General features: G+C 71.8%; 27 protein-coding genes and 1 tRNA gene. 16 read left to right on the top strand and 12 right to left on the bottom strand.

The window, feature by feature from the left end:
- The first annotated feature begins 112 nt into the window (after positions 1–112).
- From ACLQ23_RS00305 to ACLQ23_RS00280, 6 genes are read left to right on the top strand one after another with little or no spacing between them, the layout of a single operon-like run.
- On the top strand, positions 113–1,495 hold the full coding sequence (locus ACLQ23_RS00305; RefSeq protein WP_355629717.1) for a hypothetical protein: 1,383 nt from the start codon (positions 113–115) through the stop codon (positions 1,493–1,495).
- Between the two features lie 56 nt (positions 1,496–1,551).
- Positions 1,552–2,685: a glycosyltransferase gene (locus ACLQ23_RS00300; protein WP_355592207.1), complete on the top strand. Its 1,134-nt coding sequence runs from the start codon at positions 1,552–1,554 to the stop codon at positions 2,683–2,685.
- On the top strand, positions 2,672–3,784 hold the full coding sequence (locus ACLQ23_RS00295) for a glycosyltransferase (protein WP_355592205.1): 1,113 nt from the start codon (positions 2,672–2,674) through the stop codon (positions 3,782–3,784). The genes ACLQ23_RS00300 and ACLQ23_RS00295 overlap by 14 nt, the downstream gene beginning before the upstream one ends.
- A 3-nt stretch (positions 3,785–3,787) precedes the next feature.
- Positions 3,788–4,963: a glycosyltransferase gene (locus ACLQ23_RS00290; RefSeq protein ID WP_355592203.1), complete on the top strand. Its 1,176-nt coding sequence runs from the start codon at positions 3,788–3,790 to the stop codon at positions 4,961–4,963.
- The gene (locus ACLQ23_RS00285) at positions 4,960–6,720 is read left to right on the top strand and encodes an O-antigen ligase family protein (protein WP_355592202.1); all 1,761 of its coding nucleotides are present in this window, start codon (positions 4,960–4,962) and stop codon (positions 6,718–6,720) included. Before ACLQ23_RS00290 ends, ACLQ23_RS00285 begins: the two co-directional genes overlap by 4 nt.
- Positions 6,721–6,722: 2 nt before the next feature.
- The gene (locus tag ACLQ23_RS00280) at positions 6,723–7,976 is read left to right on the top strand and encodes a hypothetical protein (RefSeq protein ID WP_355592201.1); all 1,254 of its coding nucleotides are present in this window, start codon (positions 6,723–6,725) and stop codon (positions 7,974–7,976) included.
- Between the two features lie 7 nt (positions 7,977–7,983).
- Here ACLQ23_RS00280 and ACLQ23_RS00275 read toward each other — a convergent pair whose 3' ends face one another.
- The 3 genes from ACLQ23_RS00275 to ACLQ23_RS00265 form a co-directional block, all read right to left on the bottom strand.
- A complete protein-coding gene (locus ACLQ23_RS00275) occupies positions 7,984–9,366 on the bottom strand; it encodes a glycosyl hydrolase family 28-related protein (protein ID WP_355592200.1) in 1,383 nt (460 codons plus the stop codon).
- A 97-nt stretch (positions 9,367–9,463) separates the two neighbouring features.
- On the bottom strand, positions 9,464–10,957 hold the full coding sequence (locus ACLQ23_RS00270; RefSeq protein ID WP_355592199.1) for a sugar transferase: 1,494 nt from the start codon (positions 10,955–10,957) through the stop codon (positions 9,464–9,466).
- Positions 10,958–11,079: 122 nt separating this feature from the next.
- Positions 11,080–12,162 carry an LCP family protein gene (locus tag ACLQ23_RS00265; protein ID WP_355592198.1) on the bottom strand — a complete coding sequence of 361 codons (1,083 nt, stop codon included), beginning with the start codon at positions 12,160–12,162 and terminating at the stop codon, positions 11,080–11,082.
- Positions 12,163–12,281: 119 nt separating this feature from the next.
- Here ACLQ23_RS00265 and ACLQ23_RS00260 point away from each other — a divergent pair, with 119 nt between their 5' ends.
- From ACLQ23_RS00260 to ACLQ23_RS00245, 4 genes are all read left to right on the top strand, one after another.
- A complete protein-coding gene (locus ACLQ23_RS00260; RefSeq protein WP_355592197.1) occupies positions 12,282–13,115 on the top strand; it encodes a class I SAM-dependent methyltransferase in 834 nt (277 codons plus the stop codon).
- A 4-nt stretch (positions 13,116–13,119) separates the two neighbouring features.
- The gene (locus tag ACLQ23_RS00255) at positions 13,120–13,938 is read left to right on the top strand and encodes an MOSC domain-containing protein (RefSeq protein ID WP_425880211.1); all 819 of its coding nucleotides are present in this window, start codon (positions 13,120–13,122) and stop codon (positions 13,936–13,938) included.
- A gap of 62 nt (positions 13,939–14,000) precedes the next feature.
- A complete protein-coding gene (locus tag ACLQ23_RS00250) occupies positions 14,001–14,333 on the top strand; it encodes a hypothetical protein (RefSeq protein ID WP_355592195.1) in 333 nt (110 codons plus the stop codon).
- A gap of 53 nt (positions 14,334–14,386) precedes the next feature.
- Entirely contained in the window at positions 14,387–15,397 is a 1,011-nt protein-coding gene (locus tag ACLQ23_RS00245; RefSeq protein ID WP_355592193.1) for an expansin EXLX1 family cellulose-binding protein, read from the top strand.
- Positions 15,398–15,457: 60 nt separating this feature from the next.
- Here ACLQ23_RS00245 and ACLQ23_RS00240 read toward each other — a convergent pair whose 3' ends face one another.
- The 5 genes from ACLQ23_RS00240 to bcp form a co-directional block, all read right to left on the bottom strand.
- Positions 15,458–15,985, bottom strand: coding sequence for a GNAT family N-acetyltransferase (locus ACLQ23_RS00240; RefSeq protein ID WP_425880210.1), 528 nt, complete (start codon positions 15,983–15,985; stop codon positions 15,458–15,460).
- A gap of 93 nt (positions 15,986–16,078) precedes the next feature.
- Positions 16,079–16,161: transfer RNA gene (locus ACLQ23_RS00235), tRNA-Leu, on the bottom strand.
- Positions 16,147–16,383, bottom strand: coding sequence for a hypothetical protein (locus ACLQ23_RS00230; protein ID WP_355592191.1), 237 nt, complete (start codon positions 16,381–16,383; stop codon positions 16,147–16,149). Before ACLQ23_RS00230 ends, ACLQ23_RS00235 begins: the two co-directional genes overlap by 15 nt.
- A 13-nt stretch (positions 16,384–16,396) precedes the next feature.
- Positions 16,397–17,062 (bottom strand): HNH endonuclease signature motif containing protein, encoded by a 666-nt coding sequence (locus ACLQ23_RS00225; protein WP_355592189.1) that lies wholly within the window; start codon positions 17,060–17,062, stop codon positions 16,397–16,399.
- A gap of 34 nt (positions 17,063–17,096) precedes the next feature.
- Positions 17,097–17,573, bottom strand: a complete 477-nt coding sequence (bcp, locus tag ACLQ23_RS00220) for a thioredoxin-dependent thiol peroxidase (RefSeq protein ID WP_355592187.1) — start codon at positions 17,571–17,573, stop codon at positions 17,097–17,099.
- 164 nt (positions 17,574–17,737) lie between these two features.
- Here bcp and ACLQ23_RS00215 point away from each other — a divergent pair, with 164 nt between their 5' ends.
- From ACLQ23_RS00215 to ACLQ23_RS00200, 4 genes are read left to right on the top strand one after another with little or no spacing between them, the layout of a single operon-like run.
- The gene (locus ACLQ23_RS00215; RefSeq protein ID WP_355592185.1) at positions 17,738–18,454 is read left to right on the top strand and encodes an energy-coupling factor ABC transporter permease; all 717 of its coding nucleotides are present in this window, start codon (positions 17,738–17,740) and stop codon (positions 18,452–18,454) included.
- Positions 18,451–18,885 carry a PDGLE domain-containing protein gene (locus ACLQ23_RS00210; RefSeq protein WP_355592183.1) on the top strand — a complete coding sequence of 145 codons (435 nt, stop codon included), beginning with the start codon at positions 18,451–18,453 and terminating at the stop codon, positions 18,883–18,885. Before ACLQ23_RS00215 ends, ACLQ23_RS00210 begins: the two co-directional genes overlap by 4 nt.
- 15 nt (positions 18,886–18,900) lie before the next feature.
- Positions 18,901–19,671, top strand: coding sequence for a cobalt ECF transporter T component CbiQ (cbiQ, locus tag ACLQ23_RS00205; RefSeq protein WP_355592181.1), 771 nt, complete (start codon positions 18,901–18,903; stop codon positions 19,669–19,671).
- Positions 19,668–20,438 (top strand): energy-coupling factor ABC transporter ATP-binding protein, encoded by a 771-nt coding sequence (locus tag ACLQ23_RS00200; protein ID WP_355592179.1) that lies wholly within the window; start codon positions 19,668–19,670, stop codon positions 20,436–20,438. The genes cbiQ and ACLQ23_RS00200 overlap by 4 nt, the downstream gene beginning before the upstream one ends.
- Positions 20,439–20,560: 122 nt before the next feature.
- On the opposite strand, the gene ACLQ23_RS00195 is transcribed toward ACLQ23_RS00200, so the two are convergent.
- Genes ACLQ23_RS00195 through ACLQ23_RS00180 form a run of 4 tightly spaced genes read right to left on the bottom strand, consistent with a single transcriptional unit; the run spans position 20,561 to position 23,477 of the window.
- Positions 20,561–21,637 (bottom strand): hypothetical protein, encoded by a 1,077-nt coding sequence (locus tag ACLQ23_RS00195; protein WP_355592177.1) that lies wholly within the window; start codon positions 21,635–21,637, stop codon positions 20,561–20,563.
- Positions 21,634–22,350: a DsbA family protein gene (locus ACLQ23_RS00190; RefSeq protein ID WP_355592175.1), complete on the bottom strand. Its 717-nt coding sequence runs from the start codon at positions 22,348–22,350 to the stop codon at positions 21,634–21,636. Before ACLQ23_RS00190 ends, ACLQ23_RS00195 begins: the two co-directional genes overlap by 4 nt.
- Positions 22,343–22,867, bottom strand: coding sequence for a MauE/DoxX family redox-associated membrane protein (locus ACLQ23_RS00185; protein WP_355592173.1), 525 nt, complete (start codon positions 22,865–22,867; stop codon positions 22,343–22,345). Before ACLQ23_RS00185 ends, ACLQ23_RS00190 begins: the two co-directional genes overlap by 8 nt.
- Positions 22,868–22,898: 31 nt before the next feature.
- Positions 22,899–23,477 carry a sigma-70 family RNA polymerase sigma factor gene (locus ACLQ23_RS00180; protein WP_355592171.1) on the bottom strand — a complete coding sequence of 193 codons (579 nt, stop codon included), beginning with the start codon at positions 23,475–23,477 and terminating at the stop codon, positions 22,899–22,901.
- A gap of 202 nt (positions 23,478–23,679) precedes the next feature.
- Here ACLQ23_RS00180 and ACLQ23_RS00175 point away from each other — a divergent pair, with 202 nt between their 5' ends.
- Positions 23,680–25,344, top strand: coding sequence for a copper resistance CopC/CopD family protein (locus tag ACLQ23_RS00175; protein WP_355592169.1), 1,665 nt, complete (start codon positions 23,680–23,682; stop codon positions 25,342–25,344).
- Between the two features lie 17 nt (positions 25,345–25,361).
- Positions 25,362–26,093, top strand: coding sequence for a YcnI family protein (locus ACLQ23_RS00170; RefSeq protein ID WP_355592167.1), 732 nt, complete (start codon positions 25,362–25,364; stop codon positions 26,091–26,093).
- The last annotated feature ends 92 nt before the right edge of the window (positions 26,094–26,185 follow it).

Here is a 26,185-nt window from a genome sequence, read left to right as displayed (position 1 = left end):
AGAGGTGGCCGGGCCGCACGCCGGGCCCCCACCTGTCGCACCGCCGACCGGCGGGACGCTGCGATGGCACCACCTCTGTAGGATCCGCACGGCGGTCGAGCGGAGGAGTGGCATGCAGCCGGAGAACCCGTACAGGTACACCCACATGTTGGGCGCCTGCCAGGTTGGCAAGGCGTGGGCCGCAGTCGACGGGCAGGGCCAGTTCGCCACGGTGGCAGTGCTCGACGGCGTCGCCGCGTCCGACGAGCGCTGGCGGGTGGCCTTCGGCAACGCGGCGAACGCGCTGGCGCAGGCCGCTGGCGGCCACCGCTACGCGCACGCCAACCTCACCGCCGCCCACCCGTGGGTGGCCTACCGGGCCGAGGAGGGGAACGCGCCGCAGCGCCTCTTCCAGAGCCTCGGCATGGCCTACCAGCCGGTGCCCGACCTGCCGGTCTCCGCGCCACCCGCGTCGGCAGCACCCACCTCAGCGGCACCCGCGTCGGCGGCACCGGCCTCGGGTCCGCCGGTTTCCGGTGTGCCGCAGCAGGCCAGCGGAGCGCCGGTCTCCGGTGCGCCCGAGCTGGTGTCGCACATGCCGCAACTTCCCTGGGCGGTGCACACCAACCCGGTCTCCGGGCAGCCGGTGTCCAGCCCGTCGCAGCCCGTCTCAGGTGCGCCCGGCTCACCCGTACCGTCGCAAAGCCCCGCACCCGCCACCCACAGCCCGGAACCGGCGACCCAGAGCCTCACACCGACGACCTACAGCTCCGCGACCCACAGCCCGGCACCCGCGACCTACAGCTCCGCGTCCGCCGGCCTCCCGCCGCAGTCGCTCCCGCAGGATCCGTTCGGCGGCACGGGTCGGCGGATCGCGCCCGTGCAGCGGCCCCCGCAGCGGCCCAAGTGGCTCCTCGCTGTCGCGGCAGTGGTGCTCGTCCTGGCCGCCGGCACCGCCGGGTTCTTCGTCGGCGGCGTCAACCGTTCCGACGACGAGCCCGAAGCGCCGGCGCCGAACGCCTCGCTCGCTCCCTTCGAGGCGACGCAGTTCTCCATCAACAAGACCAAGTTCGACGGCGACCTCGCGCCGCTGGCAGAGCCCTGGCTGGCCGCCGCGGGCGGGTGCGCCGTCGACACCGAGGTCGGCGGCCCGCCGCTGCCGGCCGACGAGCGACGCCACGTCTTCTGCCGGTACGGCGGAGCCTCGGTGCACTTCGCGCTGTACCCCGCCAAGGCGGAGAAGGACGCGGCGCGTGCGTACCGTCAGCAGCTCAACCTGGCCGGCGGCGCGCTGGCGCCGGGGCTGCGCGAGGCCACCCGGACGACTGGCGGCGTGACCGGCGCACCCGGCAGCTACGTCGAGTACGCCTTCAAGGGCGGAGACGGCCGGACCGTGTGCGGCGTGTGGTGGGACCGCGACGACGTCAACGGCGCCTTCTACGTCGAAACCCTGTGCGAAGCCGGCATCGCCGGCAACTGGGACGCGCTGCGGGACCTGTGGCGCCGCAACAGCTGACACCGGCACCGGACCGGTACGCCCGGCGAGCCGACCGTTGACATGAGTGAGGAACGATGACCTCGTTGGACAACGTCCAGCCGACCGTGCCGTCCCCGGCGTCGACGCCGCTGCTCGCCGACCGCTCCGTGGCGGTCGTCCACGAGTGGTTCGGCGCCACGGGCGGATCGGAGAACGTGTTCCTCGCCATCGCGGATCTCGTGCCGCATGCGCGGCGCATCGTGCTCTGGGCGGACCGGGACGTCGAGGTGGACCGCCTCGGTCTGCACGAGACCTGGCTGGCCAAGACGCCGTTGCGCCGCAGCAAGGCCCTCGCGCTGCCCCTCATGCCCCTGGCCTGGCGGACAGTCGGCGACGAACGCTACGACGTGGTCATCTCGTCCAGCCACGCGTTCGCCCACACCGTGCGGCTCGGCCCGCCGGAACGGACCCGGCACCTCAGTTACGTGCACTCACCGGCACGCTATGTCTGGAGCCCGGACTTCGACGGTCGGGGCTCGGGCGCGCTGCTCAGCGGTCCCCGCAAGGCGCTCCAGTCTGTCGACGTCAGGCTCAGCCGGCACGTGCACGCGTACGCCGCGAACTCCCGCGAGGTGCAGGCGCGCATCCAGCGGTTCTGGAAGCGTGACGCCGTGGTGATCCACCCGCCCGTCGACGTCGAGTACTTCGCCGAGGCCCCGGCCCAACCCGCCCGCGACTACCTGCTGGGTGTGGGGCGCTGGATCCCGTACAAGAACTTCGACCTGATGATCGAGATCGCCGGCGAGTCAGGGCTGCCCCTTGTCGTGGCCGGTTCCGGGCCGGAGGAGGCGAGGCTGCGCAGGCTCGCCGCCACCGTCGGCGTGCCGGTGACCTTCGAGGTGCGGCCCTCCCGGGAACGGCTGCGGGAGCTCTACGCGGGCGCCCGGGCGTTGCTGTTCCCGGCACACGAGGACTTCGGCATCATCCCGGTGGAGGCGCAGGCGTGCGGGACGCCGGTGATCGGTCTGAACACCGGCGGCCTGCTGGAGACTGTCGTCAACGGCGAGACGGGCTTCCTGATCGGCTCGATGCGACCGGCCGACCACGCCGCCGCCGTACGCCGTGTCGGCGAACTCGACGGGGCGCGCATCCGCAAACACGCGATGGCCTTCTCACCGCAACGGTTCCAGCACGAGATGGGCGAGTGGATCGCGCATGAGACCCGCTGACACCATCGTCGACTGCAGCGGTGTCGGTCCGGGCGGCATCACCCGCGTCCTGACCGAGGTCGTGCGGCACTGGCCGGCCGGGCAGCGGCTGCGGCTGGTCGCCGTACCTCCGACGTGGGAGGTGCCCGCCGGGGCCGCCGCCGAGGTGGCGGTGGTCAGCCGGCAGGCCGGTGACCGGGCCCGGGCCGTCGCAGCCGCCACCACGACGCTGCGTCGGGTCACCGGTGAGGCCCGGCAGGAGCCGGCGGGTGCACGGGTGCTCTCCCTGAGCCCATCGGTCGCCATGGTCGGCAGCCAACTGCCGGTCACCACAGTCGTCCACGATCTCGCCTTCCGGCTCTGGCCGCACGACCTGTCGACGTCGGTGCGGCAGTACCGGCGGGCCAGCTACGCGACGGCGATCAACAGGTCCCGTCAGCTGCTCTGCGTCAGCGCCCGTACCCGCCACGACCTCCTCGGGCTCTACGGCGTGCCGGAGAACCGGGCCACCGTCTGGTATCCGGGCAGCGACGTGGACGTCGTACCCGGTGCGCTTCCGCCGGAACTCGCGGCCCGGACCGGCGGGGTGCGCCCGTATCTCCTGGTCGCCGGACACGCGGCCCACAAGGGGGTCGAGTTGGCCGTCGAGGCTCTGGGCGACCTTCCCGACCTGGTGCTCGCGGTGCTGACCGGCGGTCAGCGCATCGACAGGTTCACCGACGCCGTGGCGGCGTCCCCGGCGGCCGACAGGGTGGTGCTGCTCGACCGGCTCTCCGACGCCGACTACGCGGCGGCCGTCGCCAACGCCGCAGCGTTCCTGATGCCGAGCCACTTCGAGGGGTACGGGCTGCCGGCCGCCGAGGCGCTCCGGTTGGGCACCCCCACAGTCATCTCACCGGACCCCGCACTGCTGGAGGCGACCGACGGTCGGGCCGAACGGATGACGACCTGGACGGCGGCGGCGCTGGTCCGGGCGGTGGGCGAGGCCGTCGGAGGCCCTCGACCGAGGGCGGGTGCCGCCGGTCGTTCCTGGCGGGACGCGACCGCTCACCTGGCGCACCTGCTCGACGCCGACCAGGACGGCCGTGCCCTGTCCCAGACGACCGGAAAGCAGGCCTGAGCAGTGCGGATCGCCATGGTCCACTCGTCGTTCGCGATCCGCGGCGGCGCGGAGCAGTACGTGCGGGACCTCTCCGCCGCGCTCGTCGACCGCGGTCACGAGGTGCAGGTGTTCAGCCGCCCGTCGCCGCACAGCCTGCCTACCGACGCGCCCGTCGACACGAGGATCTCGGCCCGCCTGGGCGGCGCCGACCCGAGGCTCGGCAAGGTCCTCACCCATCTCGGTGACCTGGCCGACCCGACCGGCCTGCGCCTGAACGCCCTTCGCGACTTCGCACCCGACGTGGTGCACGTGCACAACTGGCAGGGCCTGGGCGTCCTGCCGCTGGCCCGGATCGCCAGAACGTGGCCGACCTGCCACACGGTCCACGACTACGCCGTAGCCGACCCGAACAACAGCCTCGCCAACCAGGGCAGGTCAGACCTGACTGACCGGCTGCTGCGAGCCCGGTCGGCGTGGCTGGTCCGGCAACTGCGTGGGGTCTCGCTGCTGTGGCCGGCCGCGCGTACCCGGGACATCGCGCAGCGGCACCTTTCGCAGGGGTCCACGCTGGGCGGGACCGTCGTACCGCTCGCCGTGCCGGAGACCGGCGGCCCGGTGTCCTGGCCGGCCGGCAACCCCGCGGTGTTCCTGTTCCTCGGCGCGCTCAGTGAGCACAAGGGCATCGACCTGCTGCTGGCCGCGTGGCGGGAGGTGGCCGGCCACGACGGCGCCACTCTGCTCATCGGCGGGGACGGCCCACGCCGGGCCGACGTCGAGGCGGCGGCGCGGGAACTGCCCGGCCTCGAATACCTGGGCTTCCTCGACGCGGAGGGCAAGCAGGCAGCGATGGCGCGGGCCGGCTGGCTCGTCTTCCCCAGCCAGTGGGCCGAGAACTTCCCGATCTCGTGCGTCGAGGCGCTGCGGGCCGGCCGCCCGATCATCTCCAGCGAGGTGGCCCGGCCGCCGATGGCCTCGGACGAATCCCTGCGGATCTTCCGGACACGCGCGGAGTTGACCGAGACGCTGCGTCGGGCCGCCAGCACGCCACCTGCCGACTACGACACGATCGCGGCTGCCGCGGCCCGGGACGGGCGCGAGCTGAACTGGGACCGGCACGTCGACGCTGTCGTCGACGCCTACACCGCGCTGCGCGCTGACGACGCGGGACGGCGACGAGTCCCGGCAACAAGACGATGACGGCCGGTCGGCGCGCGGTGCGGTCGCCGGGCCCGATCCGCTGGCGTACGGTGCGAGCCCTGCTCGGCGCGGTTGCCGCCGTGCCGGTTGCCGCAGTGGTGTGCCTGCTCGCCGGTGTCCCGCCGCTCCTGCCGGCCCTCGTCGTCGTGTTCGCCGCGCTCGCGGTGTTTCCACTGCCGGGCCTCGCGTACGTCCTCGTCGTGCTCAACGCGCCGCTGGGGCTGCGCCTCGCCGGCGTGGAAGGGCTTGTCGGTGACGCCTTCGGTGGTCGCGAGTACGCCCTCGGCTTGTCCGCCACGGCGATAGCCGGCGTGCACGCCCTGCGCTGCGTGCTACGTGGTGGCTGGAGCCGCCGGCAGGTCATCGGCGTCAGTGTGGGCCTGCTGGTGCTGGGCGTATGGAGCCTGATCGGCGTCGCGCACCACGGGCCGGGGCAGACCCTGTCCGGGCTCCGGCTCACAGTGCTGCCGTTCCTCCTCCTGCTGGCTCTGCTGGGCCTGGGCGCGTCCGGGACGACCCGGATGGTGACGGTCGCCGCCTGGCTGTTGATGGCAAACGGCGTCGCCACGGTCGCAGAGTTGATCATTGGGCCGCAGCAGCTCGTCCAGTGGGGTTTCGAAGAAGGCCAGGCGATCCGCTACATCGGCGACACGTTCCGCGCTCCCGGCCTCACCGAGGTCAACGCCGAGCTGGGCATCCTCGCCGGCGCGTTCCTGCTCGGGTACGTGGCGCTCTGGCTGACCTCCGGCGCCCGACCCACCCGCTTGTCGTGGCACGTCGGCGCGGTCTCGGCAGTTGTCTGCCTCGCGCTCAGCACGTCCCGTTCCGGTGCGCTGCTTGTCGTCGGCGGGGTCATCGCCGCCGCCGTGGGCAACCGGTCCGGTGGCGCCGCCGCTCGTCGCCGCGCCCGCCTTGTCGGTCTCGGTGTCGTGGCGTGCGTGACCGTCGGTTTCGTGGCCGTCGGCGCGACCGGTGCCCGCAGCCTCTTCCAGCGTTTCGAGGTGTGGTCGGGGCTGCTCGACGGTGACCTTCCCCTCTGGGGTCGCGGCATCGGCGCCGCCGGAGCGGCGACAGTGTCGCGGGCCGCCTCCGGCGGGCAGGTCTTCGTCGACAACTACTTCGTCAGCGTCGCCCTCCAGTACGGGCTGCCGATGATGGTGGCGCTGATCGCCGGGATCGGATACCTGCTCGCCCGGCTCTGGCGGTACGCCTCCACGCGCCCGTCCGCCGTTTCGCACCTCGCCGTCCTGACCGGCCTCTCGGCTGCGTTCCTCGTCATCGAAGCCTGGGAGTACACGGGCGCGACCATGTGTCTGGCGCTCTTCGTCGCGTACGGAAACCACCTGGACCCGCTGCCGCCGGCGCCCGTTGCGCCCGCCGTCGAGGTGCGACAGGCGGTCCCGCCCGTCGCGTACCCGCCGGTCCGACCGCCCGAGCGGCGGCGGCCCGTCGACGCGGAGACGGTGGTGCTACCCCGGGTGGAGGCGGAGACCGCCGTGCTGCCCCGGGTGGAACCGGAGAGGACCGTGCGGCAGCCCGTCGACGCCGACACCGTGGTCCTCCCGCCGCAGCGCCCGGCACGCAGGGGAGACGGCCCACAACGCCCGGCACGCAGGGGAGGCGACCCGCAGCGCTCCGCGCCACCGCGACAACAGCAACCGCCCCCGCCGTACGGCCCCAGGGACGACGACAGCACCGCTGTCCTGCCGGTGACCCGCCCGGACCGTCGGCACCCCGACGACAACCGGAGGTGGTGACAGTGCGTTTCCTCTCCACCACCGTGCTGCGTCTGCAACGGTCGCAGATCTCCGTGCAGGCGCTCACCCGGCTGTCCAGCGTGGCGCTGTTCCTCTACGCGTCCTGGGCCGACAACGACCGGCTGGCACTCGTCGCACTGCTCGGCACCCTGCTCTCCATCCCGTACACGCTGATGGAGGCGCTTGTCGGCCGGCCGCTGTCGGCGGGAGTCGTGCCCGACGACTGGCGCCTGGAGAGCTGGGCACGACGCGTGTCCGCCCTGGTGGCGCTGCCGGTCGCCGCAGTGGCCTTCCTGTCGGTCTCGGTGGCGCTGCCGGACAGCAGCCTCACCGACCGGTTGTGCGTGGTCGCCCCGGTGCTCCTCCAACTGCCGGTGGAGGCGATGTTCTGGGCCTGCGCGCGTACCCGCTCACCGGGCAGCGCCAACCTGATTCCCCAGCTCACCGCCCTCGGGACACTGGTGAGCGGTGTGCTCCTCCTCTCTGCCGACGTGCGCGTGGACATCGCCGCCGTGCCCGCTCAGCTCGCCGTGCTGGCCTGGGTGACGCTGCGATCCCGGGCCGCGTCGGCCGGTACGGTCCGGCCGGGTGCCCGGCAGAGCCTGTCGGTCGGCTCGGTCTACTGCGTGGCGGCTCTTGCGGATCTCGCGTACACGATCGCGTTGCCGTCGGTGGCGGGTGCCGCCGCGGGGCAGACGGCAGTGGTGGTGCTGCGGGCGCTGGATCTCGTCTTCGGCCCGTTCCACGTGGTGCTCTCGGCCAGCACCCGCGAGGACATCGTGGCTGGCCGGACGGCACGCTGGCGCACTGTGACCCGGGGGTTGACCCTCGTGGCGTGGCTCGGCGTGTCGGTGGTGGTCCTCGCCAGCGAACAGGTACGCCGGTTGCTCGCCCCCGACCTGGCCGCCGTGGGTGCCGCTGCGATCGCTGGCTACTGCCTCTACAAGCTGCTGCTCGCGGTCTCCACCTGGCTGTCCGTCCGCCACATGACCTGGGCCCGTCCGCGTCGCTACCTGGCCTCCGCCATCGGATCGCGGGTCATCGCGTTCGCAGGTGTCGCGGTGGCGCTCGTCTGGGCCACCGAGGTGTCCGACCTGGTGCTCCAACTGCTGCTCTGCGAGGCGCTTGTGGTGGTGTGGTTCCTCGGGCGGATGCGACAGACACCGGCCGAGTCGACATCGGCGGACGCGCGCCCACCCGGGCACGTCGGCGCGCACCGGGCGACACGAGCGACGGCATCCTCGGCGCCGGTCTGACGTACGGTCAGGGTTCGGTGGCCATTACCTGGACGGCGCCGCTGGGAAAGATCGCGCACAGTTGGGTCCGGCCGTTGACCTCGCGGGCGAAGACACGCACGCTCCCACCCGACGGACGGTCGGGGGTCGGCTGCGACCGCAGGTCGAACGCGGGACGTACGACGAGGTTGCGGTCCGCGTCGCCGAGCCCCTGCACGATCTCCACCTGCGTCGACGCCGCCGGGTTGCCGATCCAGCCGCGACCGGTGCCCGCGATGCGCCCGCCGCCGTCCGCGAGGGCACCCGGCTGGAACATGCTGACCCGGACGTTGGACAGGCCACGGTCGGCGCCGAAGTCGACGGCGGCGGTCCCACAGTTGACGACCCTGCTGTCGACGACGCAGCCGGACGGCTCGTCCGGCTGCGTTCCCGGCGCGAACTGCACGCCGATCTCCGGGTTCGGGTGCGACTCGTTGTAGCCCAGCACGAACCCGCCCACCCAGCGGCAGTCGCTGCGCGAGATGCGTACGCCCACACCGCCGTTCAGGTCGGCGTAGCAGTTGACGCAGCCGACGCTCGTTGCCGCGAGGTCGAACGCCACGTCCTGCCGGATGCCCCACGCGTGGCAGTTCACCATCTGCGTACCCGTCGAGTCGCCGGCGACCCGGAACCCAGCGCCCGCGTTCTCGAAAGCCACGCAGTTGAGGAACATCGAGTCGTGCGGACCCTGGAAGGCGACGCCGTGCCCGTCGTTGTCGTGTGCCCGGACGGCGGTGAGCCGGGCCTCCATCTGGTGCGAGGGCGCGGCCAGGGCGGCGGTCGGACCCCACTCGCTGAAGATGCCGTCGTTGCGGCAGTTGAAGATGATCACCTCGGTGATCTCGTAGCCGTACCCGTACACCCGCAGCCCGTAGCCGCCGGCCGGGTTCTGCTCCTTGTTGCCGTCGAGGGTGAGGTCGCGGATGCTGAACAGGGTGATGCCCGCGTCGGAGCGGGTGCCCGTCAATCGGGCGAAATCCTCCGACTCGAGGATCGCCGAGTTCGCGCCCGCCCGCAGCCGCAGGACCGTCGCATCGCCGCCGGAGCCGCGCAGGTGCACCCGGGAGCGCAGTGTCAGACGCCGCGTCAGGTAGACGCCGGGTGGCAGGAACACGATCCCACCGGTGGGGCGTACGGCGTCGATCGCAGCCTGGAGCGCCTCGGTGTCGTCGGCCGCGCCGTCACCTGTCGCACCGTGGTCACGGACGTTCACCACCCGGCCGTCACCCAGGGACGAGAGCCCGTTGGCGGCTGCGGCACCGCCCAGAGCCGCAGTGCCCACGCCCGCAGCGACAGCACCGCCCCGGAACAACGCCGAGCGACGGCTGACAGCCCGACCACCCGGTCGGGCCGCGCTGTCCTCGTGGGCCATGAGTCCGTTCCCTCCCCGTGACACCGTGGACGGACGATGATCCCACGCCGCGCTGTCGCGTCCGAAGCCGGTGCGCGGCCGGGCGGGGTTCCGCTCGTCAGCGACCGCCGGCCCGGAACACCTCCGCCACGGTCCGTAGCAGCACCTTGACGTCCAGCCAGGGCGACCAGTTTTCGATGTAGTAGTTGTCGAACCGGGCGCGGTCGGAGATCGGCGTGTCGCCGCGCAGGCCGCTGACCTGCGCGAGCCCGGTGAGTCCCACGGGCACCCGGTGCCGCATCGCGTACGTCGGGTATTCCGCCGAGAACTTCTCCACAAAGTACGGACGTTCGGGTCGCGGACCCACCACGCTCATGTCACCGCGCACGATGTTCCACAACTGGGGAAGCTCGTCCAGGGAGGTACGTCGCAGCAGTCGCCCGACCGGGCCGACCCGCTTGTCGTGTGCGATCGACCAGTTCGTCTGCGACTCGTGCTCGTTGACCGGGCGCATCGACCGGAACTTGATGACCTGGAAGGGCTTGCCGTGCCTGCCGATCCGCTCCTGGTGGAAGAAGATGCCACCGCGGCCACCGCTCTCCAGCAGCACGGCGATGGCGCAGAGCAGCATCACCGGGCTGAGCACCACAAGGAACAGCGACGCGAAGGCCACGTCGAACGCGCGCTTGAGCGCCCACCGAGGGCCGGAGAGCGTGGTGTCGCCGATCTTCACGATCGGGATGGCGCCGATGTGGTCCGGGTTACCGGCTGCTGAGCGGGAACCCCACAACCGGGGAACGGCCCACAGATCGCAGGCTGCGCTGAGCGGCCGGCGGAGCACCTCCATCACCGTCGACTCGGAGCTGGCCGGGTCCGCGAGAATCAGTACGTCGCACCGCTGGAGACGGACCAGGTACTCCAGGTCGTCGAGGCTGCCGGCCAGTTGGATCCCGGCACCGCGCGGCACTGTGTCGACGCAGCCGACGTAGCGGAGCCCGTACTGGGGGTAACGGCGCAGCAGGCGGGCCAGTTCGACGCCGATCGGCCCACCTCCGATCACTATCGCGTTGTGCTCCACCCAGCGCCGTCGCCGCGCTGTCATCACGAGGGTCCGGGTCAGCGCCCGACCCAGGACGACGAGCACGACGGACAGTGCGACGCCGCGCATGAAGCCCGCCAGGTACGTGGCGGAGTCGTGCCGGGTCGCGGCGATGATCGCGATGACGGAGGCGGAGGCCAGCAGGCGGCCGCTCAGGCTCGGCAGCTCATCGAGGATGCTCAGATGCCGCCGTGGCCGGTAGAGGCCGCCAACCGCGAAGATCACCACTGTCACGCAGGCCATGGCCAGGGTGCCGCGCCAGTAGCGCTGGTCGTTCACCAGCAGCGGCGCCAGGAGAGCGGCCAGGTCGACCGGCACTGCCAGCATCCACGCGCGCAGCGGGTTCGTGCGTTTCGACGTACGCGAACTGGCGTACGGCAGGACAGTCGTGGTGTCGAGATCTGGTTGCTGGTCGACGGCCGTCGGGCCCTGATGTTTGTCGACGTGGTCCGCGGAGAGCGCGCGTTCAGGCGCGTTCTCCGCGAGCTTTGTCGATGTCGATTCGCTCGACATCAATGTGTGTCCCTCCCCGTGGTGCCACGGCGACACGAATGTCTGCCGGGGCGAAGGCAGAATATGACCACATCGCATCAGTCAACAGGGCCGTTTGGATGAATCCAACTGCGCCCTGTCGGTCAGGAACTGGGCTGGTTTGCGGTGATCTCGTCGACCGAGTCGCGTCGTACCGCGTCGAAGAGCGTGCGGGCCTTCGCGACATCGGCGAGCACCACGCTCTCGGTGCCCATCATGCCGGTGCCCTTTGTGGGGCAGGTGTAGAAGCCGAGCTGGCCGCTGCGCAGGTGCCGCAATTCCATCGCCAGATCCACCAGTGACATCGACTCGTCCACCGCGACGGCGTTGGCGGTGGCCCGGACGAACGAGTTCAACTTGCCGGGGTTGGCAAGGGTGCCACCGGAGGCGGCCTTGTCGAGGATCGCCTTGATGACCTGCTGCTGGTGCTTGATCCGGCTGAAGTCGCCGTCCGCGAAGGCGTACCGCTCGCGGGCGTAGTCGAGCGCGGCGGCCCCGTCGAACGTCTGGGTGCCGGCCTTGAACGTCCGTCGGCTGTCCGGGTTCAGCGAGTGCGTCGAGGTGAACCCCTTCTCCACGGTGATGTCGATGCCACCGAGCGCGTCGACGATCTCCTTGAAACCGGAGAAGTCCACCATCGTCACGTGGTCGATGCGGACGCCTGTGAACTTCTCCACCGTCTGCACCATCAACGGAACGCCACCCCACGCGAACGATGCGTTGATCTTCGCGTCCCGGCCGCCCCGGCCCTCCTTCGAGCGCGGCACCGGCACCCACGTGTCCCGGGGAATCGAGATGAGTTGCGCGCTGGACCGGTCTTTCGGCAGGTGCGCGAGGATGATGGTGTCGGTGCGGGAACCACCGGTGTTCTCCGGGTCACGCGTGTCACTGCCGAGGATGAGGATGTTCATCGCGCCCTTGGCCTTCTCGGCCACCTGCGGGCGTTCGGCCTCGGGCACGTTGCCGAACGCGTCGACACGCTCGATCCCCGAATTGATGGAACGGAAGTAGAGCCCTCCGGCGACCATGCCGCTGCCGGCGAGCAACGCCAGGACCACGAAGGTGATCAGAACGACCTTTCGCCACCGGCGACGGCGCTTCGGCGGCGCCTCCGTCGTGGGTTCCGATGGTGACTGCGCCGCGATGAACTCCGTCTCGGGCTCCGCGTGCTCCTGGCGATACTGCATAGGCGCGATGCTACTGATTTCGCGTTACGACCAGGTACCCCTGTCACTTCCAGCGCGGTCCGCATGGCGACTGAATAGTTTTCCGACACACGGTGGCGCGAACCTGGTATGAACCAGCCGTGGACGCAACGAAGCTCCGACGGGCCATCGCCCGCACTCCCCTCGCCCCGGTCGCCGCGTTCCCCAAGCGGCTCGCCCGTGTCGCCCGCCACGACGCCAAGGTGCTGCGCGTCTCGGCCCGGTGGCTTGTCACCTCCCGTGAACATCACAACTACACGTACGAGTTGACCAAGCTGAGCCGCAACCACCTGGCCTGGTTCGTCAGCGTGGTCTGTGACCGACCGGTCACTCAGGTCCGCGAATGGCTCGGCGAGATCGAGTCCGATCAGGCGCTGCGCCAGCACATCGAGCGGGCCACCGCCGGCGCCGCCCGTCGCGGCCTGGCCGACAGGCAGGTCCGCTACGCCCGCCGGATCGGCTGGTACGCCATCGTCCGCGCCACCCGTCCCACGCACATCGTCGAGACCGGCGTCGACAAGGGACTCGGCACCTGCGTGCTGGCCGCCGCCCTGCTGCGCAACGCCAAGGAGGGCCACCCGGGCCGCGTCACCTCGCTGGACATCAACCCCGAAGCCGGCTACCTGGCCCGCAGCGAACCCTGGTCCGACGTCGTCGACCTGGTCATCGGCGACTCGATCGCCTCGATCGGCGCGCTGGACCGCCCCGTCGACCTGTTCCTGCACGACAGCGACCACAGCCGCGCCCACGAGAAGCGCGAGTTCGACGCTGTCGAACCGAAACTCGCACCCGGCGCGATCCTGCTCACCGACAACGTCACAAGCACCAACGTGCTCGCCGAGCACGCCGAACGCACCGGCCGCCGGTTCCTCGCCTACCGGGAGAGCCCCGCCAACCACTGGTACCCCGGCGACGGCATCGGCGTGGCATGGTAGCCGGGTGCGGTTGACCTCGATCCACACGTACCCAGTCAAGGGCTGTCACCGCCTCGATCACGACGGCGCGCTCGTGCAGCCCTGGGGCCTGGCCGGCGACCGGCGCTGGATGGTGGTGGACGCCGCCGGCGTCGGCGTCACCCAACGGGAGACCACCCGGCTGGTCGGCCTGCGCGCCACAGTGCGCCCGGGCGGCCTGACGCTGCGCGCCGACGGGCAGCCCGACCTCGACGTGCCCGAGCCGACAGGCGGCGACCCGGTACCGGTCCGCACCTTCCGTCACCGCAAGATCCCGGTGCCCGCGCTACCCGCCGGCCCGGCGGCCGACGCCTGGCTCGGCGAACTGCTCGACCGGCCCGTCCGGCTCGTCTGGCTGGCCCGACCGGCCCGGCACCTCGCCGCCGACGAACGCGACTACGACACCGGCGACCAGGTCAGCTTCGCCGACGCCTACCCGCTGCTGCTTGCCAACACAGCCTCCCTCGACGCCCTCAACGGATGGCTCGCCGAGGCCGGCGAGCAGGCGGTGCCAATGGCCCGGTTCCGGCCCAACCTGGTGGTCGACGAGGCGCCGGCGTGGGCCGAGGACGACTGGGCCGGCCGGCCGGTGCGCATCGGTGACCTGCTGATGCGCGCCGCCGGGCCGTGTGACCGCTGCGTGGTCACCACCACCGACCAGGAAGCCGGGGTACGCACGAAGGAGCCCCTGCGTACCCTCGGCCGCCACCGCAACATCAGGCAGAAACTCCTCTTCGGACTGCACCTGGTGCCCGTCGACAGCGGCCCACTGCACGTTGGCGATCCCATCGTCATCGAACCCTGACCGGCCAGGTATTGCCGCGCCCGCGGCCCCGATCGATGATTGTCGAATCTGGAGGTGACGCCATGGTGGCCCTGCATCAGCCCCGGGTGGCATGGGAAGCGGCCCGGGTGCTCGTCGGCGCGACGCGCGACGAAGACCTGTTCGACTGGCTCAGCGTTCAGGTGGGCGACCTGCTCGGGCCGACCTGCCAGGAGTCGCTCGAACGGACCCGCGACCAGCTCCGGCACGACCCCGACGGCACCCGTGCGTCGGTCGAGACCGGGCTGTGGCGCGCCCGCCTGGAGGACGTCCTGCGGGACCGGCCCGGCCTGGCGGGCGAGTTGCAGAGCCTGGCCACGCTGACCGCCGGCCTGCAGAAGGAACGCGCCGCTCACCGTCCGTCGATGCTGTCTTAGCTTTCGCTTAGCCGGCTTGTTCGCCCGCACACGGGTCCGGCAGCATCGCCGACGTGACCGACGGAAGCGCTCCCGGTGGCGTCAGCAGCACCGACGTCGACATCGAACTCGACCTGGACCGTGCCCCGGACAACCCGCCGGCACCCAGGCCCGGCCCGCTGCCCTGGCTCGTCGCCACCGGCGTCACAGTCCTCGCGGCGGCGCTCGGACTCACCCTGGCCCTGCGCTCCGGCTCCACCCCCGCCTGCGCCGCCGGCCGGACCCTCGCCGCCGCACCACCCACCGGCACCGCCACCCACAGCGGCAAGGCGACCTTCTACGACTCCAACGGTGGCGGCGGCAACTGCTCGAACCCGGCCGTCCCGGCCAACCGGCTCTACGTGGCGCTCGGCCCGACCGAGTACGCCGCCGGTGCCGCCTGCGGCGGCTTCCTCGACGTCACAGGCCCGAAGGGCACCGTCCGCGTCCTGATCATGGATCAGTGCCCGGAGTGCGAGACCGGCCACCTCGACCTGTCCCGGGAGGCCTTCGCCCGGATCGCCGACCCGGTCCAGGGCCTCGTCCCGATCACCTACCGTGCCGTGGTCAACCCGCCGCTACCCGGCCCGCTCTCCTTCCGGATCAAGGAAGGCGCGTCGCGGTTCTGGTTCGCCATCCGGATCGGCAACCACGGCAACCCGCTGCGCGCCGTCGAGGTGCGCCAGGGCACCACCGGCCCGTGGCGGGCGACCGCCCGGCAGGACTACAACTACTGGCTGCTGGCCTCCGGCGCCGGTCCCGGCCCGTTCAGCGTGCGGGTCAGCGACGTGTACGGGCACCAGGTCACCGTGTCCGGCATCCGGATGACACCCGGCCAGGTGCAGACAAGCGTCGTGCGGATGTACGAGCCCGGCACCGCGCGCGCGACAGCGCGACCGCCGGCGTCGGCCCGCCCGGCCACCACCCGACCAGCCGCCACGCCGACACCCGCGCGCCGCCCCGCGGAGGTGGCGCAGGCGAACGCGTCGGCAGCCGGGACGCCCTCCACCCGCCCGACAAGGCCCACCGCCCGCTGGTGTGGCTGAACAGGTCTGTCGGCTGGGCTGGGCGTGGCCGACCGGCCGGCGGTCGAGGTGGCTGAGCGGTCAGTCGGTCGGGGTCAGGTCGAGCCACATGAGGATCTCGTCCCGATCGTCGCCGGGCGCCACCCGCAGCGCTCCCGGCAACCGGCCGATCTCCCGGTAACCGAGGCGGCGGTAGAACCCGTCCAGACCCAGCCCGTCACGCACCGTTACGTGCAGCGCCTCGTGTCCCAACTCCCGACCCAGCCGGGCGGCCTCGTGCATCAGCGCCGACCCGTAGCCCGTGCCCTGGGTGTCCGGGTGGACCATCACCCGCTTCAGCACACACCAGTGCGCCTTGAGCGGGAACCGGTTGTCGCAGAAGACAAGCACCGCCACCAGTCGGTCGCCGTCGTACCCGGCCAGCAGCCGGTCCGGCCCGTCGGCGATGCCGGCGAAGGTCGGATCGGCGATCGTACGGACTTCGGTGGCGGTGACCGGGGGCACGAAGCCGACCGCGCCACCGGCATTGGTGACGTCCACCCAGAGGGCGACGATCTCGTCGCGCAGCTGTGGGGACAGGTCGGGGTCGAGGACGAAACGCAGGCTCACGGCGCCAATCCTGGCTGGTCAGATGCCCGATCGACCCGGGGTTGTGACCCTGCCGACAGCATGCGCAGCGCGTGAACCGCACGTGCAACTCGGTGCGGGAGAGGGGATTCGAACCCCCACATCCTCTCGGATACAGGTTCCTAAGACCTGCGCGGCTGCCGTTACGCCACTCCCGCCAATGTGCTGATTCTAAAGCGTCGGGCTTCGACGGTGTTGAGCCCGGCCTCTCTGAGGATGGCCGAGATCGAGCCGTGACTCAGCGTGCATCGGCCGCCGGGCAGGTCGCGGAGGATCTCCGACAGTCGCTTCGGCCCGACCTCCGGATTCGCCAGCGCGTGTTCTATCACCGTGTCGCGGTGTGCCAGCGAACGCCAGCGGCGATCCAGCCGCGGTGTCACCAGACCTTCCTGCTCAAGTCTCCGCCGCATTTTGTTGCAGGGACGCCGGGCGACAGCCCAGGTGCTGTGCGGCTGCCACGGCTGTGATCTGCTGCGCGTCGATCCGGGCGAACAGGTCGACGAGTTCCGCCCGCGACATCCGACGACGAGGGGGACCGGAGGATTCCTCACCACCTGCGGCCGCGCGCACGGGAACGGTGAGTTCGCCACCCCGTTTGCCCCGGCCGGCGTAGGTCGCGGTCTGGCTGTGGCAGTTCGGACAGAGCAGCCGCAGGTTCGGTGGCCGGTTGTCGAGGAAGTCGCCGTTGATGTGATCGACGTGCAGGGTCAGCGGAGCGCCTCGCCAGACCGGCCCGGTGCCGCACTCTTCGCATTCCTCGGGTACGCCGAGTGTGCTCAAGGCCCACTTCAGCCGCGTCCCCGGTGTCCGGCGGGAGCCCTCGGGCAGCTCGACCAGAAGCTGTGACGATGTGGTGCGCCGTTCGCCGCGCGCGCCCCGGTTGTGGGCGCTGCCCGTGAAGTGCGACGTGTCGATGCCGAAGCGCTTGAGCTGGCGGCTGATGTGCGCGTGGGAGCCGCCGCTGACGCGTACGCCGAGCAGCCGCATCACCTCGGTGATGGTGCGTGCGGCGGCGGCTGCCTCGGCGAGCGCCTCGGGCGTGTACTTGTATCGGACCACTGACGGACCGTAGCGGCCCGGTGTGACAGGTCAGTCAGTCCAGGCCGAGGTCGCGGCGCAGCTTGGCGACGTGCCCGGTGGCCTTGACGTTGTAGAGCGCACGTTCGATCTTGCCGTCGGCGTCGATGACGAACGTCGAGCGGATCACTCCGGTCACGGTCTTGCCGTACAGCTGCTTCTCGCCGTACGCCCCGTAGGCGGTGAGCACTGCCTTGTCCTCGTCCGACACGAGCGGGAAGGTGATGGCGTCGCGCTCGCGGAACTTCGCCAGTTTCGCCGGCTTGTCGGGGGAGATGCCCACCACCTCGTAGCCGGCGGCCTGGAGGGAGGCGAGTGAGTCGCGGAAGTCGCAGGCCTGCTTGGTGCAGCCGGGGGTCATGGCCGCCGGGTAGGCGTACAGGACCACGTTGCGGCCGCGCAGGTCGGCAAGGGAGAGCTGGTCGCCGGTGTCGGTGGGGAGGGTGAACTCGGGCGCGGGGTCACCGGGGGAGAGGCGGTCGGGCGCGGTCATGGCCTGACCCTACCGCCGGGAGGTGTGTCGTCGTCGCCACCGCCTCGCGGGCGTTGATAGTGACGAGGAACATCCATTGTTGCCAAGCTATGGCAACAGCAAGTCTTGAGAAATAGGCTGACTCACGCTGGCCCGGAACGGGCCCGCTGACGCGGGGAGGTCGCGTGGAAACACTGGCGATGCACATCTCGAACGGGATCATCGACGGCCCGGTGGCAGCGGTCTTCGCGGCGCTGGCGCTCGGCGCGCTCACCGTCTGCGTCCTGCGCGGTCGGCGGGATCTGGACGACCGGCTCGCCCCGATGGCGGGCCTGGTGGCGGCGTTCATCTTCGCCGTCCAGATGCTCAACTTTCCGATCTTCACGGCCGGGGTGAGTGGTCACCTGCTCGGTGGCGCGCTCGCCGCGATGCTTGTCGGGCCGTGGGTCGGCGCGCTCTGTGTGGCGGTGGTACTCGTCGTACAGGCATTGATCTTCGGTGACGGCGGCGTGGCGATGCTCGGCCTCAACATCACGAACATGGCGCTGCTCGGTACCGCCGCGGCGTACCTGCTGATCTCGGTGATGCTGCGGGTGCTGCCTCGCACGCGCGCCGGCCTTGCCGTGACGGCGTTCGTCGCGGCGCTTGTCAGCGTGGTCGTGGCGTCGCAGGGTTTCGTCCTCCAGTACTGGCTGGGCGGCACCACCGACCTGGGCGGCAACCTCGCCGGCCTGGCCGGCACGATGGCCGGCGTCCACCTGCTGATCGGCATCGGTGAGGGCCTGATCACCGCGACCACCGTGCTGACGGTGGCGAAGGTGCGACCCGACCTGGTCTACGCGCTGCGCTCGTTGCGTTCCCCCGCCACCCCCGCTGTTCCGGTCGCCGGAGGTGTTCGATGAAGAACCGTTCCTGGATGTTCCTGGCCGGTGGTCTGCTGGTCGCCCTGCTGCTGGCCGGGGTCGTGAGCAACTACGCCTCGTCGCACCCGGACGGGCTGGACTCCTCCCTGCTCAAGGGCTGCACCGTCGACGCCGACGACAACATCGTCGGCGGCAGCTGCCCGGCGCAGCAGGCCCGGGACCACGAGCTGGGCGACAGCCCGTTCGCCGACTACGGCGTGCGGGGCGTGGAGAACAGCTTCGTCTCGACGGGTCTGTCCGGGGTGCTCGGGGTGCTTGTGACGTTCGCGATCGGCGCCGGTGGCTTCTGGCTGCTGCGCCGCCGTGGCGCCGCGCAGCCCGCAGGCACCACGCCGGCCACCGGCGAGGCGCCGGCCCTCGACGACGCGGCAACCGACGACGGTCGGCGCCGCGCCGGCACCGCCGGCTGATCAGGGGGTACGCGGATGGGCGCCGGTCACGGGCACGTGTTGTACCGCGAGTCGGACTCGCCTGTGCACCGGCTCCCGCCCGAGGTCAAGATCGCGGCGATGGTGGTCTTCACGATCGCCGTGGTGGCCACCCCACGCGAGGCGTTCTGGGCGTTCGGCGCGTACGCCCTGCTGGTAGTGGTGGTGGCGGCGCTGGCCCGGGTGGGTCCGGGCTGGCTGCTCAGCCGGGCGTTGATCGAGCTGCCGTTCGTGCTGTTCGCCGTGGCACTGCCGTTCCTCGGTGCCGGCGAGCGGGTCGAGGTGCTGGGGCTGCGGTTGTCCGAGGACGGGCTGTACGGGGCGTGGAACATCCTGGCCAAGGGCACCCTGGGTGTCCTCGTCTCGCTGTTGCTGGCCGCGACCACCACCACCCGGGACCTGATCGTCGGGTTGGACCGGCTGCACTGTCCGCAGGTGCTCACCCAGATCGCCACGTTCATGTTGCGCTACCTGGACGTGCTCGTCGGTGAGGCGCGGCGGATGCGGGTGGCCCGCATCTCGCGGGGTGACGACCCGCGTTTCCTGTGGCAGCTGCGCGGATTCGCCGCCGGGATCGGGGCGTTGTTCCTGCGTGCGTTCGAGCGTGGCGAGCGGGTCTACCTGGCGATGCTGTCCCGGGGGTACACGGGGCGGATGCCCGCCGTGTGGCAGGGCGACGGTGCGGCGACCGCCGGCCAGTGGCTCGTCGCGGCGACAGTGCCGGTGGTGGCGGCCTCCATCGCTGCCGTCGCCGTCGTGCTGACATGATCGGAGTCGTGCAGACCGCTGTCTCGCTGGACGTTCGTGGCGTCCGGTACGCGTACCCGGATGGGCATGTGGCCCTGCACGGCGTGGACCTGACGGTGCCGCGCGGCGACCGGGTGGCGCTGTGGGGGCCCAACGGCGCCGGCAAGACGACGTTGGTGCTGCACCTCAACGGCATCCTCACCCCGACGCAGGGCAGCGTGAGCGTCGGTGGGCTGACCGTCACTCCGGACCGGGCCACCCTGTCCGAGGTGCGTCGCCGGGTGGGCATCGTCTTCCAGGACCCGGACGACCAGCTCTTCCTGCCGACGGTGGCGGAGGACGTGGCGTTCGGGCCGGCGAATCTGGGCCTGCGCGGGGCGGAGTTGACCGCCCGGGTGGACGAGGCGCTCGCCGCGGTGGGGATGAGCGAGCACCGGGACAGATCCCCGCAGCACCTGTCCTTCGGGCAGCGGCGCCGGGTGGCGGTGGCGACAGTGCTCGCCATGCACCCGGAGATCCTGGTGCTGGACGAGCCGTCGTCGAACCTGGACCCGGCCGCCCGGCGCGAGCTGGCCGAGATCCTGCGCGGCCTGCCGGTGACCCTGCTGATGGTCACCCACGATCTGCCGTACGCGGCGGAACTGTGCGAACGCTCGGTGATCCTGGACGGTGGCCGGATAGTCGCCGACGCCCCCACCCCAGACCTGCTGGCCGACGCGGCCCTACTGGCCCGCCACCGCCTGGAGCTCCCCCACGGCTTCACCCCCACCCCACCCCCGCGCCCCTGACCCACACCCCTGACCCGCGCCGATCTTGCACTTGCCGCCCCCGCATCAGCGACAAAAGCCGCGTATCGAGGACACAAAGTGCCAGATCGCGGGGGTTGAGGGTGGGGGAGGGAGGGCGAGGGCTAGGTTCGGGTTTGGGTTTGGGCTCGGGAGGCGGCGTGTAGGCGTAGGACTCCGGCGGCGGTTGCTCCGGCACCGGTGACCAGCACCACGGCCACGAGGACGCGGGCGATATCGGCCGGCCAGGGGACCGGGGCGACGGACCGGGCGAACACCGCCGCGTTGCCCACCCCGGCGAACAGCGCCAGGCAGGCTCCGGCAAGCGCCACCGCGAAGTCGGCGGCCGGGCGGCGGGCCAGCGCGTGCGCGCCTGCGGCGATCGCGCCGAGGCCGGTGAGCAGCGACCACAACTGCCCGCCCAGCAGCCCGACGAGCACCCCGCCGACGCCCTGGGCGCCGGCGTCGAGTTCGCGGCCCACCGGGTAGAGCACGGCGACCGCGCCGCCGACGACAAGCAGCACGCCCAGCGCGGCCGACGCCCGGGCTCCGGCCGGCGCGGCGGCGGCGAGCAGGCCGAGCGCCCCCACAGCGAGCGCCCCCACGATCGTCACCGTCCACCAGGTGTACGCGTCCGGCGGCGGCACCCAGTCCAGCGTGCCGCTGATCCGCGCCGGCTCGGCACCGTCGCGTAGCGGGATCGTCCAGTCCCGGACCCGGTGCTCGCGGTCGGGCGCGGCGCGTACGGCGGCCGGTGGCGCCGACTCCTGCCAGAGCGCCCGCTGGTCGTGCCAGCGCACGGTGGTGCCGTCGTCGACGCGTCGCCAGGACGGCGGGGCGGCCGGGTCCGCGTCGGCTGGCAGGGTGGTGTCCCCGGCGAGGGTGCGGTTGAGGTACGTGGCGGGGGAGCGGGTGTTCTCGTAGACGCCGTCGGGGCCGACCCGCAGGTACGGCTCACCGGAGTAGCCGATCACCTCGATCGGGCGGCCGGTGCGGTTTGTCAGTTCCAGTCGGGCGCCCGCCTCGATGACCCGTACCTCCAGACCGCGCTGATCGGGCGTGACGCCAGTGACGCGGGTGCGGTAGTCGCTGCCGTCCGGGGCGTCCGCGCCGTGCGCGGCGGCGGGCGCCGCCGTGAGCAGGGTCACCGCGCAGGCGGCGGTGGCGACCAGGCCGGCACGGGACAGCAGGGTACGGATCACTTGCCGGCCGCCGCCACGGCTGCGGTGAGGCCCTGCGGGCTGCGGTCGGCGAGCTGCTTCCCGTTGACCAGGATGGTCGGCGTGCCGGTGATGTTGTTGCGGCTGGCCTCGTCGGTGACGTGCTCGGTCCACGTCTTGTACGTGCCCTCCTTGACGCAGCTGCCGAACGAGGCCCGGTCGAGGCCCACGTCGGCGCCGATGTCGATCAGTTCGTCGTCGCTGAGCCCGGCGCCGCCCTCTGCTGGCTGCTTGGCGTAGAGCGCCTTGGCGTACTCGTGGAACTTGCCGCCAGCGGCGGCGCAGCCGGAGGCGGCCGACGAGCGGGTGGAGTACGCGGTGGTGGAGAAGCGGTTGAGGTACGCGACGGGGTGGTAGACCACCTTCGCCTTGTTCTCGGCTGCCAACTGCTCCAGGGTGGGCCCGCTGGTCTGCTCGAACTGGTTGCAGGCCGGGCAGAGGAAGTCCTCGTAGACGTCGATGGTCACCGGGCCGCCGCCGGTGACGATGCCGGTGCCGTCGGCGTTGGCGCCGGGCGGGGTGGTGAAGTCGTCGGACCGCTGGCTGGACCAGGCTGCCCAGCCGATCAGGCCGGCGATGATCAGCACCGCGACGGCGGCGGCCGAGACCCAGATGGTGCGGCGACGTCGACGCTCACGGGCCAGTTGCTGGCGGACCACACGGGCCGCGTCCCGCTGCCCCTTGCGACTACTCATCCTCGTCCTCCACAGCCGGTTCGGCGGACAGCCACCCGTCCACCGAGACGGGCGTACGCGGCCAGATCAGCAGAAATCCGGCCAGCGCCAAGAATCCCAGGTCCCGCAGGATCTCCGGGAGGTAACTGGGTGCCTGTCCCTCGGCGAGTTGCCCACCGCTGCCGAAGCAGCCGCAGTCGATGGCCAGACCCCGCGACCACGCCGACGCGATGCCCGCGATGAAGACCAGCAGCAGCGCTGCGGAGATCGCCGCGCTGAGCCGGGTGGCCAGCCCGAGCAGCAGCAGCACGCCCAGGGCCAGCTCGACGAAGGGCAGTGCGGCGCCGATCACGGTCGCCACGTCGTACGGCATCACCTGGTAGGCGTTCACGGCCCGGCCGGAGGCGGCCAGGTCGCCGACCTTTGACGCGCCGGCCACCAACCAGACTGCGGCGAGGCCGAGCCGGACCGCGAGGCCGAGCCACTGCCGCACGAGTGACGAGCGGCTGGCCGGGGTGGTGGGTGCTGTCACGGTCATTTGTCGTTCCGTCTCCGCCGGAAGTTCCGGCTCAGCCGGCGAGGGCGTCGCCGACCGCCTGGACGAGTTCGTCTCGGGCCCGGGCGACCCGGGAGCGGATGGTGCCCACTGGCACGCCTTCGACGGCGGCGGCCTCGGCGTACGACAGGCCGTGCAGTTGGGTGAGCACGAACGCCGCGCGTCGCTCGGGGCTCAACCGGCGCACGAGGTCGGTGGCCCCGAGTTGCCCGGCGGGGTCCGGATGCGGGTGGTCGGTGTGGGCGTTGCCGGCCAGGCGTTCGTCGAGCCGGCGGCGGCGGACGACAGTGCGGAGGTGGTCGGCGCAGGCCCGCCGGGCGATGCCGAGCAGCCAGGTGCGGGCGGTGGAGCGACCCTCGAACGCGGGCAGGGCCCGAAATGCCCGCAGGTACGTCTCCTGGGTGAGGTCGTCGGCGCTGTCCGGGCTCACCAGGGCGGCGGCGAAGCGCCAGACCTCGGCCTGGGTCAGCCGGACGAACGCGGACTGGGCGGCCGGATCGCCGTTGCGGGCGGTCAGCGCCCACTCGGTGGCCTCGTCCCGGACGACGTCACCGGCCGGACCGACACCGAAGTCACGCGCGACTGGGCTCACGACAAAACAGGTTACGCGGCGACCGCCGTGACGCCAGGGTCCTTCGACCCATGGATGGTCTGCGACACGTCGGGAACTTTTTCCCTCCGGGCGCCGACTACCTGGGCATGACACGCGATGCCGTGCGCGCGGCGCTGGCGGCTGAGCGCAGTTGAGTCACCTGCCCACCTCGGGTCGCCGATCACCCGTTCCGTCGGCGACGATGACCGTCATGACTGTCGCCCCCCGCCGCTGGATGGCCCGGCTGGCCGCCGCCGCCGGCCTCCTGGTAACCGTCGTCGCCCTGTTGATCGTGCCCGCCAGTCCGGCCAGCGCCCACGCCGTGCTGTCCCGCACCAGCCCGGCCGCCTCGTCGGTGGTGCCCAGCGGGCCGGCCGAGGTGGTGCTCACGTTCAGCGAGGCGGTCCGCAAGGTTCCCGGCAAGATCCGGGTCGTCGCGCCGGACGGCTCCCGGGCCGACCGGGGTGAGCCGTCCTTCGACGGCGGGGTGGTGACGATCCCGGTGGACCCGAGCGGTGAGCGCGGCACCTACCTGGTGAGCTTCCGAGTGATCTCCGCCGACAGCCACCCGGTCTCCGGTGCCTTCACCTACTCGGTGGGCGCGCCGTCGGCTGCGCCGGTCGACGCCGGGGACGACAGCCGCGCCGACCCGGTGGTGAGCACCGCCGTGAAGGTGGCCCGGTTCCTCGGCTACGCCGGTCTGGTGCTGCTGGTCGGGCCGGTGCTGGTGCTCGCCGCGCTGTGGCCGAGCCGGCTGTCCCGGCGCGGGCCGTCCCGGCTGGCCTGGACGGGTCTCGGTCTGGTCGCCGTGGCCACCCTCGCCGACCTGTGGTTGCAGGTGCCCTACACCGCCGGCGGTGGGCTGTTCGAGGTCACCGGTGAGGGGTTCTCCAGTGTGTTGGGCAGCACATTCGGTGCCGCCCACCTGGTACGGCTCGGCCTGCTTGCGGCGTCGGCGTTCCTGCTGCGGCCGCTGCTGGCCCGGCCGGTCGGCCGGGCCGACGCGATCATCCTGGCGGTGCTGGGCGGGGCAGCCCTGTTGACCTGGCCGCTGGCCGGGCACGCGGCGGCCTCGCCGGCGCCGGCGGTATCCGTTGTGGTCGACGCTGTGCACCTGGGCAGCATGGCGGTCTGGCTGGGCGGCCTGCTGATGCTCGCCGTCTTCCTGCTGAGGCAGGCCGACGAGCGGGAGTTGGGCGCGATCCTGCCGATCTGGTCGCGCTGGGCCGCGCTCGCCGTTTCGGCGCTGCTGCTGGGCGGCATCGTCCAGGCGCTGATCGAGGTCGGCACCCTGGACGCCCTGTTCGCCACCACGTACGGGCGGCTGCTGCTCGCCAAGGTCGGGCTGTTCGCTGTGGTGATCGCCGTGGCCGCGTACTCCCGGCAGTTGGTACGTCGGCGCACGGCGGCGCAGCGACCGGTGCCCGTGCGCCGGGCGGTCCTGGTGGAGCTGGCTGTGACAGTCGTGGTGCTGGGCCTGTCGGCGACCCTGGTGCAGACCACGCCCGCCCGCACTGCCGTCGCCGAGCCGTCCGGCACCCAGGCCGGGTTCTTCACCACCACGCTGTCCAGCTCGCTGTTCACGCTCCAGATCGAGCTGGACCCGGCCGAGCGGGGCAACAACTCGATGCACCTGTACGCGTACACCAAGGACAACCGCCCGCAGCCGGTGGTGGAGTGGCGGGCGACGGCCGCGCTGCCCTCGGCGGGGATCGAGCCCATCGACGTCCCGCTGCTGCCGCTGACGGACAACCACTCGTACGGCGACATCAGCATGCCGGCCGCAGGCGAGTGGCAACTGAAGATCACCGTCCGTACGTCCGACATCGACCAGGCCACGGTGACCGCCACCGTGCCCATCCGTTAGAGAGGTCCACCAAGCTCATGACCCGTCTCCGGCGTACCGCAGCCGCCGCTACCGCCCTGGCGTTCACCGCCGTCGCCACAGCCGTTTTCGGCTTCGCCGGGTCGGCGTCCGCCCACGTCACGGTGAACCCGAAGGAGGCGACCCAGGGCGGCTACGCCCGGGTGGCGTTCCGGGTGCCCAACGAGAGCGACACCGCGTCGACCACCAAGCTGGAGGTGGTGTTGCCGGAGAACGCGCCGGTCGGCTCGGTGTCGACAATGCCGGTGCCCGGCTGGACGGTGACGACCGAGAAGCGCAAGGTGGACCCGCCGATCGAGGTGCACGGCAGCCAGCTCACCGAGGCCGTTTCCAAGATCACCTGGACGGCCACCGGTGACGCGGCGGTGAAGCCGGGCCAGTTCCAGGAGTTCCCGGTCTCGATGGGCCCGCTGCCCCAGGTCGAGTCGATGGTCTTCAAGACCCTGCAGACCTACTCGGACGGCAACATCTCGCGGTGGATCGACGAGCCAGTTGCGGGCGGCGAGGAGCCGGACAGCCCGGCGCCGGTACTCACGCTCACCCCGGCAGCGTCGGCGTCGGCGTCGGCCGCACCCGCCGCGTCGGCCGTCGCGTCCGACGATGACGACGACGAAGGCGAGGGCGCCGCGATCGGTCTCGGCGTCGCCGGTCTCGTCGCCGGCCTGGCCGGCCTGGTGCTGGGCGGCCTCGCGTTCGCCCGGACCCGCCGGGAGCCGGCAGCCAAGTCCTGACCCGTCGCTCACCCGCTGGCCCCCCGGAGTTCGTTTCCGGCGGGCCAGCGCGCTTCGCACCGGACCGGAATCGGCCGTGCCGTGGATATCCG

It is taken from the genome of Micromonospora sp. DT41 (genome assembly GCF_049841715.1).
GTDB classification, from domain to species: Bacteria; Actinomycetota; Actinomycetes; order Mycobacteriales; family Micromonosporaceae; genus Micromonospora; species Micromonospora profundi.
The sequence above is the reverse complement of the archived record's forward strand: the minus strand, read 5'-3'. Positions and strand labels throughout refer to the sequence as shown.

Bases quoted from the DNA above. Each gene is read 5' to 3' on its own strand.
- ACLQ23_RS00270 (WP_355592199.1), bottom strand. From the start codon at position 10,957: ATGTCGAGCGAATCGACATCGACAAAGCTCGCGGAGAACGCGCCTGAA.
- ACLQ23_RS00250 (WP_355592195.1), top strand. From the start codon at position 14,001: ATGGTGGCCCTGCATCAGCCCCGGGTGGCATGGGAAGCGGCCCGGGTG.
- ACLQ23_RS00210 (WP_355592183.1), top strand. From the start codon at position 18,451: ATGAAGAACCGTTCCTGGATGTTCCTGGCCGGTGGTCTGCTGGTCGCC.
- ACLQ23_RS00185 (WP_355592173.1), bottom strand. From the start codon at position 22,867: ATGACCGTGACAGCACCCACCACCCCGGCCAGCCGCTCGTCACTCGTG.
- ACLQ23_RS00265 (WP_355592198.1), bottom strand. From the start codon at position 12,162: ATGCAGTATCGCCAGGAGCACGCGGAGCCCGAGACGGAGTTCATCGCG.
- ACLQ23_RS00300 (WP_355592207.1), top strand. From the start codon at position 1,552: ATGACCTCGTTGGACAACGTCCAGCCGACCGTGCCGTCCCCGGCGTCG.
- ACLQ23_RS00190 (WP_355592175.1), bottom strand. From the start codon at position 22,350: ATGAGTAGTCGCAAGGGGCAGCGGGACGCGGCCCGTGTGGTCCGCCAG.
- bcp (WP_355592187.1), bottom strand. From the start codon at position 17,573: ATGACCGCGCCCGACCGCCTCTCCCCCGGTGACCCCGCGCCCGAGTTC.
- cbiQ (WP_355592181.1), top strand. From the start codon at position 18,901: ATGGGCGCCGGTCACGGGCACGTGTTGTACCGCGAGTCGGACTCGCCT.
- ACLQ23_RS00170 (WP_355592167.1), top strand. From the start codon at position 25,362: ATGACCCGTCTCCGGCGTACCGCAGCCGCCGCTACCGCCCTGGCGTTC.
- ACLQ23_RS00295 (WP_355592205.1), top strand. From the start codon at position 2,672: ATGAGACCCGCTGACACCATCGTCGACTGCAGCGGTGTCGGTCCGGGC.
- ACLQ23_RS00285 (WP_355592202.1), top strand. From the start codon at position 4,960: ATGACGGCCGGTCGGCGCGCGGTGCGGTCGCCGGGCCCGATCCGCTGG.
- ACLQ23_RS00200 (WP_355592179.1), top strand. From the start codon at position 19,668: ATGATCGGAGTCGTGCAGACCGCTGTCTCGCTGGACGTTCGTGGCGTC.
- ACLQ23_RS00305 (WP_355629717.1), top strand. From the start codon at position 113: ATGCAGCCGGAGAACCCGTACAGGTACACCCACATGTTGGGCGCCTGC.
- ACLQ23_RS00175 (WP_355592169.1), top strand. From the start codon at position 23,680: ATGACCGTCATGACTGTCGCCCCCCGCCGCTGGATGGCCCGGCTGGCC.
- ACLQ23_RS00275 (WP_355592200.1), bottom strand. From the start codon at position 9,366: ATGGCCCACGAGGACAGCGCGGCCCGACCGGGTGGTCGGGCTGTCAGC.